This is a genomic window from Paenibacillus camelliae (assembly GCF_023715345.1).
Lineage (GTDB): Bacteria > Bacillota > Bacilli > Paenibacillales > Paenibacillaceae > Pristimantibacillus > Pristimantibacillus camelliae.
Genome location: NZ_JAMBNY010000062.1, coordinates 1 through 393 on the forward strand (window position 1 = coordinate 1; position 393 = coordinate 393).

Sequence of the window (393 nt, forward strand, 5' to 3'; positions counted from 1 at the left end):
GGCATCCTCCGTGCGCTCTTATTAGCTTAACCAATGGCTCGTATTTTCGTTAACGCTCGAACATCCTTGCGGATGAAGGTCGCTTTTACCGAAAACACTCGCTGCTAATTTTAATTTCAAACAAACTAAGTTTGTTGAACTCGATTCGCTTTGGATGTTTCATATACTTTCTTATCCAGTTTTCAAGGTACAAGATGTTGCTTTTTTCTTGACAGGAAATGATTTTATCATCATCCGACAATTTTTGCAACAGGTATTTTTTTAATACCGCTTGGCGACGTCCTACTCTCCCAGGACCCTGCGGTCCAAGTACCATCGGCGCTGGAGGGCTTAACGGTCGTGTTCGAGATGGGAACGTGTGGTTCCCCTCCGCCATCGCCACCAAACGATAAC

The 393-nt window shown here is 44.8% G+C and carries 1 rRNA gene; it reads right to left on the minus strand.

Features of this window, described 5'->3' with window-relative positions:
* Window positions 1–269: 269 nt before the first annotated feature.
* Window positions 270–386 (minus strand): 5S ribosomal RNA (rrf, locus tag M3180_RS22400).
* Window positions 387–393: the final 7 nt, after the last annotated feature.